Here is a 6249-nt window from a genome sequence, read left to right as displayed (position 1 = left end):
TCCGCCCGCGCGCGGGCGCCCCCTGGGGTTTGTTTTTTGTTTTTTTTTTTATTCTTCGGGGTGTGTTGTGGGGGACCCCCCCCCCCCCCCCCCCCCCCCCACCCCCCCCTTCAGCGCGTCTTACGAGAGCAAAGTCCCCTTCAGCGCAGCGGGATCGTGGTGGAGACGCAGGTGCCGGCGTCGGCGTGGCTGTGGACGTACAGGTCGCCTCCCAGCGCCCGCACCCGGTCCCGCAGCCCGGCGAGCCCGGTGCCGCCGTCGATTTCGGCGCCGCCGACGCCGTCGTCGGCGACCTCGACCCGCAGGCCCTCGCCCTCCACCGCGATCTCGACCCGCACGTGGTCGGCCTTGGCGTGCTTGAGCGCGTTCGTCAGCGCTTCGGACGTCAGGAAGTACGCGGTGGCTTCGACGGCCGAGTCGAGCCGCGGGACCTCGCCCACCGCGAGTTCGACGGACACCGGGGTCCGGTCCAGCAGCGAGCGGACCGCCGCCACCAGGCCGGCCTCGGTGAGGATCGCGGGCCGGATGCCTCGCGCCAGCTCCCGCAGTTCGGTGATCGCCGACTGGAGTTCCGCGACCGTCCCGGCGAGCAGCGTGCGCACCTCGGGCCCGAGGTCGGCGCCGAGCCGCCGGTCGGCCATCCGCAACAGCAGGACGACGCTGACGAGCCGTTGCTGGGCGCCGTCGTGCAGGTCGCGTTCGATCCGGCGGCGTTCCTCGTCGCCCGCGGCCACGATGCGCGCCCGCGAGGCCTGCACCTCGGCCAGCCGTTCTTCGAGTTCCGCGGCGAGCCGCTGGTTGTCGAGCACCAGCCCGGCGGCCGCGTTGAGCGCGTCGATCGACCGGCTGTCCTTCCACACCTGATCGTCCTGCACCAGCGCGGCCAGCCCGGTGCCGTCGCGTTCGAGCAGCAGCCGGATCATCTCGGCGTTGCCGACACGGGAGCGGAGGACACCGAGGAGAAAAGCCAGCGGCCACAGGCAGAACGCGACCCGGTAGACGTTCAGCAGCGGCTCGGACAGCGGATGGTGGGGGCCGAGCGCGCTGCCGACCGCCGAGGCGAACGCGCCGACGAGCGCGATCCCGACCGCGGGGTGGAGCAGCCGCCGCTGCGGCAGCCGCCCGGTCAGCCAGCGGTAGAGCAGGATGACCACGACACCGGCGCCGGTGAGCGCGCTGACGAAGCCCAGCACCCGCACCGCGACGTCATAGACGGCCGGTTTGGACACCACGGACGCCAGATCCCGCGGGTCGTTGCCGAACACGATCCGGAGAGTCGCCGACGCCAGCACCGCCGAATACGCCGCGACGACGACCAGCCGCTCCCAGCGCGAGCGGAGCCCGCCGCGCGGAAAGGCGAGCACGAGATGCGCGATCACCGGACTGGACGCGGCGGTCAGCGCGAGCCCGGCCGTGTAGATCACCGGGTCCTGGGAGAACTGCAGGTCCTCGCAGAACAACGCCACGCCGACCATGGCGATCAGCACGCCGATCCGGTTCTCCGGGCGGCGCACGTGGGCGATGGCGCCCGAGACCAGGAAGAGCGAGCCGGTCAGCGTGCTCAGCGTGGTGTCGAACGCGGAGTGCCCGCCGTCCTGGATCTTCAGGGTCGCCGCGACGATCCCGAGCGCGAACCCGGCGATCAGCACGCCGGTCATGACCAGCGTCCGAGGGTGTCTCGCCGCCACTTGTCGTACCCTCCCGGTGCCTGTGCCGAAGAGACCCCGCAGCCCATCGCACCGGCTACCCATGATTCGCGGCATCGACACGTTCTGTTACACAGTGCGGGCCGGTGTAAGTCGCGAATGGACGCTCGACCTGGCATCGCCGCTGGTGAGTACACCCCGGTCGCCGGTGTCAAGGATTCTCACAAGATTTCCCGGGATGCGGATGACTATGCGACTGGGTGGGTGAGCGTGCAACTCTCGGGCGGCTCTCCCGACCCGACCGTCCCGTGAAAGGCACGTCGAAAGTGCGTACCCACCACAGATCCCGAGTCCTGGCCACGGCGCTCGCCGCCCTGACAGCCGCCGCCGGGCTCGCGGGCTGTTCCCGGGCCGACAGCTCCTCGGGGCCCGCCCAGAACCAGGGCGCCGCCGCCGAGGTCCGGGTCGGGTACTTCCCGAACGTGACGCACGCCCCGGCGCTCATCGGCACGAAGAAGGACTTCTTCGCCAAGGAGCTGGGCAAGACCAAGCTCACCACGCAGACGTTCAACGCGGGCCCGGACGAGGTCAACGCGCTGCTCGGCAACTCACTCGACGTCGCCTTCATCGGCTCCGGCCCGGCGATCAACGCCTTCACCAAGTCCAAGGGCACGATCCAGCTGGTCGCCGGCGCGGTCTCCGGTGGCGCGCAGCTGGTCGTCAAGCCGGACATCACCAGCGTCGAGCAGCTCAAGGGCAAGACCATCGCGACCCCGCAGCTCGGGAACACCCAGGACGTCGCGCTGAAGAAGTTCCTGGCCGAGAAGAAGCTGACCGATCAGGTCAAGGTCACCGCCCTGGACAACCCGAAGACGTTCGACACCTTCAAGAAGGGCGAGGTGGACGGCGGCTGGCTGCCCGAGCCGTGGTCGTCGCGGCTTGTCGCCGACGCCGGCGCGAAGGTACTTGTTGACGAGAAAAGCCTGTGGCCGCAAGGAAAGTTTCCGTCCACTGTGGTCATCGTGCGCAGCGAGTTCCTGCAGCAGCACCCCGAAACGGTGCGTGCGCTGCTGAAGGGCGAGCTGGCCGCGATCGACTGGGCGAAGGCGAACCCGGCCGAGGCGAAGACCGTCGTCAACGGCGCGCTCAAGGAACTGACGGGCAACACCCTCGGCGAGGCCGTGCTCGACCGCTCCTTCTCCGGTATCGAGCTGACCGCCGACCCGGTCGCCGCGCAGTTCCCCCAGCTGGCCAAGGACTCGGTGACCGCGGGGATCGTGAAGGAGGCCGTCAACCTCAAGGGGTTCGCCGACTTCGGACCGCTCAACGAGGTGCTCAAGGCACAGGGACAGCCCGCCGTCAGCGCGCCAGAACTGACCAAGTGACCGGAGGCCCAGCGATGACCACGACCCTTCCTGTCCCGAGTCTGTCCACCGACGCCGCGGTCCGGCTCGACGGCGTGCGCAAGGCGTTCGGTCCCACCGGCCGCGCGGTCGTCGCGCTCGACGGGGTCGACCTGACCGTCGAGCCCGGCGAGTTCGTCTGCCTGCTCGGCGCGTCCGGCTGCGGCAAGAGCACGCTGCTCAACCTGGTCGCGGGCCTGGACCAGCCGAGCGCGGGCGAGATCACGCTCACCACCTCGCGGCCGGCGGTGATGTTCCAGGAGGCCGCGCTGATGCCGTGGCTGACCGCGGCCCGCAACGTCGAGCTGCCGCTGCGGCTGGCCGGGTTCGGCCGCGCCGAGCGCCGGGAGAAGGTCGCCGAGCTGCTCGACCTCGTCCGGCTGGGCGGCGCGGGCGGCAAGCGGCCGCACGAGCTGTCCGGTGGGATGCGCCAGCGGGTCGCGCTCGCCAGGGCGCTCGCCGCGACGCTGCGCACCGGCGAGGACCAGGGCCAGGCCCTGCTGCTGATGGACGAGCCGTTCGCCGCGCTCGACGCGATCACCCGCGACGTCCTCCAGGGCGAGCTGCTGCGCGTCTACCGCCGCACCGGGACGTCGGTGCTGTTCGTGACGCACGACGTGCGCGAAGCGGTCCGGCTCGGCCAGCGGGTCGTGCTGCTGTCGTCGCGCCCGGGACGCGTGGTGCGCGAGTGGCGTGACGTGCCGTCGGCCGACGTCGAGGAGCTGACCGAGGAGATCACCGCTCACCTGCGCGAGGTGATCAGTACCCATGCCGCGGCCTGACCGGCTCGTGACCGAACCGGACAGCGGCGCCCGCTCCGAGATCGACAAGGTCGAAGCGGGCCTCGACACCCTCGACACGCCGGTCGGGGAGCAGCGGCCCTCGGCCGGTCGCCGGTTCGTGCGCAGCGTCCTGCCCCCGCTGGTCGCGCTCGCCCTGCTCGTCGTGCTGTGGCAGGTGCTGTGGGCGGCCGCGTTCTGGCCGGAGACGTCACTTCCCGCGCCGCTCGCGGTGTGGGACAAGTTCTGGGCGACCGTCGTCGACGGCAGTGTGTTCGGCTTCGTCTGGACTTCGGTGCATCGCGCCGCGCTCGGCTTCGCCGCCGGGGTCGTCCTCGGGACGCCGCTGGGCTTGCTGGTGGCCAAGGTGCGCGTGGTGCGCGCGGGGATCGGCCCGCTGCTGACCGGCCTGCAGAGCCTGCCGTCGGTGGCGTGGGTGCCCGCCGCGGTGATCTGGTTCGGTACCAAGGACGCCGCGATCTACTTCGTCGTGCTGCTCGGCTCCGTGCCCTCGATCGCCAACGGCCTCGTCGCGGGCATCGACCAGATCCCGCCGATCCTGCCGCGCGTGGGCAAGGTGATGGGCGCCAACCGGCTCGCGGCCGCGCGGCACATCCTGCTCCCGGCCGCGCTGCCCGGTTTCCTCGCGGGACTCAAGCAGGGCTGGGCGTTCTCGTGGCGTTCGCTGATGGCCGCCGAGCTGATCGCGCGCTCGCCCGACCTCGGGATCGGGCTCGGCGCGTACCTCAACGAGGGCTCGTCGTTCAACGACATGCCGACCGTGATCGCCGCGATCTTCCTGATCCTGCTGGTCGGGATCGGAATCGAGCTGGTGGTGTTCCGCCCGCTGGAACGCGCCGTGCTGCGTGCGCGGGGGCTCACCGCCTCGCTGTGAGAGCCGGTCCGGAATCCCTTGTCCTGTAACGACTTCCGGCTGCGGGGAACCGGACGGGAGTGGCGTGCGTTGTCGTTACCTACGGGACCGTAAGTTACGGCTTCGTAGGGTTCGCCGCTCCCTCCGGAAGGAATCCCGCATGACGGTCTCCGACACCACCAGGCTGATGCTCGAACTGGAGGGGACGGTCGAGGAGAACCTCAACCGGCACCTCACGATGGCCCAGGAGTGGATGCCGCACGAGTACGTCCCGTGGAGCGAGGGGAAGAACTTCGCCGAGCTGGGCGGCGAGCCGTGGGACCCGGAGCAGTCGCGGGTGTCGCCGATCGCGCGGACCGCGCTCGAGGTCAACCTGCTCACCGAGGACAATCTGCCCAGCTACCACCGCGAGATCGAGCGCGCGTTCGGCCGCGAGGGCGCGTGGGGGACGTGGGTGCACCGCTGGACGGCCGAGGAGGGGCGGCACGGGATCTGCATCCGCGACTACCTCCTGGTCACCCGCGCGGTCGACCCGGTCGAGCTGGAGCGTATGCGGATGGAGACCATGCAGGCCGGGTACGACAGCGGCGACAAACCGCTGCTCCACGTCTTCGCCTACGTCTCGTTCCAGGAGCTGGCGACGCGGCTTTCGCACCGCAACACCGGCCGGTACACGCAGGATCCGCTGGCCGAGAAGCTGCTCGCGCGGGTGGCCACCGACGAGAACCTGCACATGGTCTTCTACCGGAACCTGGTGAAAGCGTCGCTGGAGATCGCCCCGGACGCGATGATGCGGGCGATCGCCGACGAGGTCCTGACGTTCGCCATGCCCGGCGCGGTGATCCCGAGCTTCGCGCGCAAGGCCGCGCTGATCGCCAAGGCCGGGATCTACGACCTGCGCATCCACCATGACGACGTCGTCATGCCGCTGCTGCGGTACTGGAAGGTGTTCGACCTCGAAGGGCTCGGGGAGGTCGGCGAGACAGCGCGGGACGAGCTCGCCGCCTTCCTCAAGGGGCTGGACTCCCAGGCGGCGCGCTTCGAAGAACGCCGCGACGCCGCCGCGGCACGGGCGGCGGCCCGAGGCGTCTCTGCGATCTGACGGTGCGGGTTGCTTGCCCGGATGTCGTGAACGCTCCGTTCGGGACGTTGAGTGTCCTTTACGCGTCGTTCGGGGCGTGGGTCGCGTTTGGATGTCGTGAACGCTCCGTTCGGGACGTTGAGCGTCTCTTACGCGTCGTTCGGGGCGTGCGGCGTGTCTGGATGTCGTGAACGCTCCGTTCGGGGCGTGGGGCGTGCCCGGATGTCGCGAACGCTCCGTAAGGGACGCTCAGCGTCCCCTACGCGTCGTTCGCGGCAGGGGCACAGCCCGGATTCGCCGCGGACAGCGGGACCCCCGCCGCGGGCGGTGGGTTCCGTTCGCGGGGCGAGGATGCGCCGAGGGCGTCCTTCGGCACATCGACCCCCGTTGAGCGGAGCCGCTGGGAAAGGTCCGTGGGGGCCTCCTTGAGGGACTCAGGGCTGTCTCTTTTACACAACTGACTCTG

Annotated in this window: 5 protein-coding genes; 4 read left to right on the top strand and 1 reads right to left on the bottom strand. The window is 70.4% G+C overall.

From position 1 onward, the window contains the following. Window positions 1-140: 140 nt before the first annotated feature. The gene (locus ACFWX1_RS46165) at window positions 141-1658 is read right to left on the bottom strand and encodes an ATP-binding protein (protein WP_378396292.1); all 1518 of its coding nucleotides are present in this window, start codon (window positions 1656-1658) and stop codon (window positions 141-143) included. 314 nt (window positions 1659-1972) lie between these two features. On the opposite strand from ACFWX1_RS46165, the gene ACFWX1_RS46160 reads away from it, so the two are divergent. The 4 genes from ACFWX1_RS46160 (at window position 1973) to ACFWX1_RS46145 (ending at window position 5804) form a co-directional block, all read left to right on the top strand. Beyond that, a complete protein-coding gene (locus tag ACFWX1_RS46160; RefSeq protein WP_378396286.1) occupies window positions 1973-3031 on the top strand; it encodes an ABC transporter substrate-binding protein in 1059 nt (352 codons plus the stop codon). A 14-nt stretch (window positions 3032-3045) separates the two neighbouring features. After that, window positions 3046-3831, top strand: a complete 786-nt coding sequence (locus ACFWX1_RS46155; protein WP_378396285.1) for an ABC transporter ATP-binding protein — start codon at window positions 3046-3048, stop codon at window positions 3829-3831. Then, window positions 3818-4723, top strand: a complete 906-nt coding sequence (locus tag ACFWX1_RS46150; protein ID WP_378396284.1) for an ABC transporter permease — start codon at window positions 3818-3820, stop codon at window positions 4721-4723. Before ACFWX1_RS46155 ends, ACFWX1_RS46150 begins: the two co-directional genes overlap by 14 nt. Window positions 4724-4862: 139 nt before the next feature. Next, window positions 4863-5804, top strand: coding sequence for an acyl-ACP desaturase (locus tag ACFWX1_RS46145; protein ID WP_378396283.1), 942 nt, complete (start codon window positions 4863-4865; stop codon window positions 5802-5804). Window positions 5805-6249: the final 445 nt, after the last annotated feature.

Source organism: Amycolatopsis sp. NPDC059021 (assembly GCF_042739895.1).
Taxonomy (GTDB): domain Bacteria; phylum Actinomycetota; class Actinomycetes; order Mycobacteriales; family Pseudonocardiaceae; genus Amycolatopsis.
This window is presented reverse-complemented; position numbering and strand designations above follow the sequence as displayed.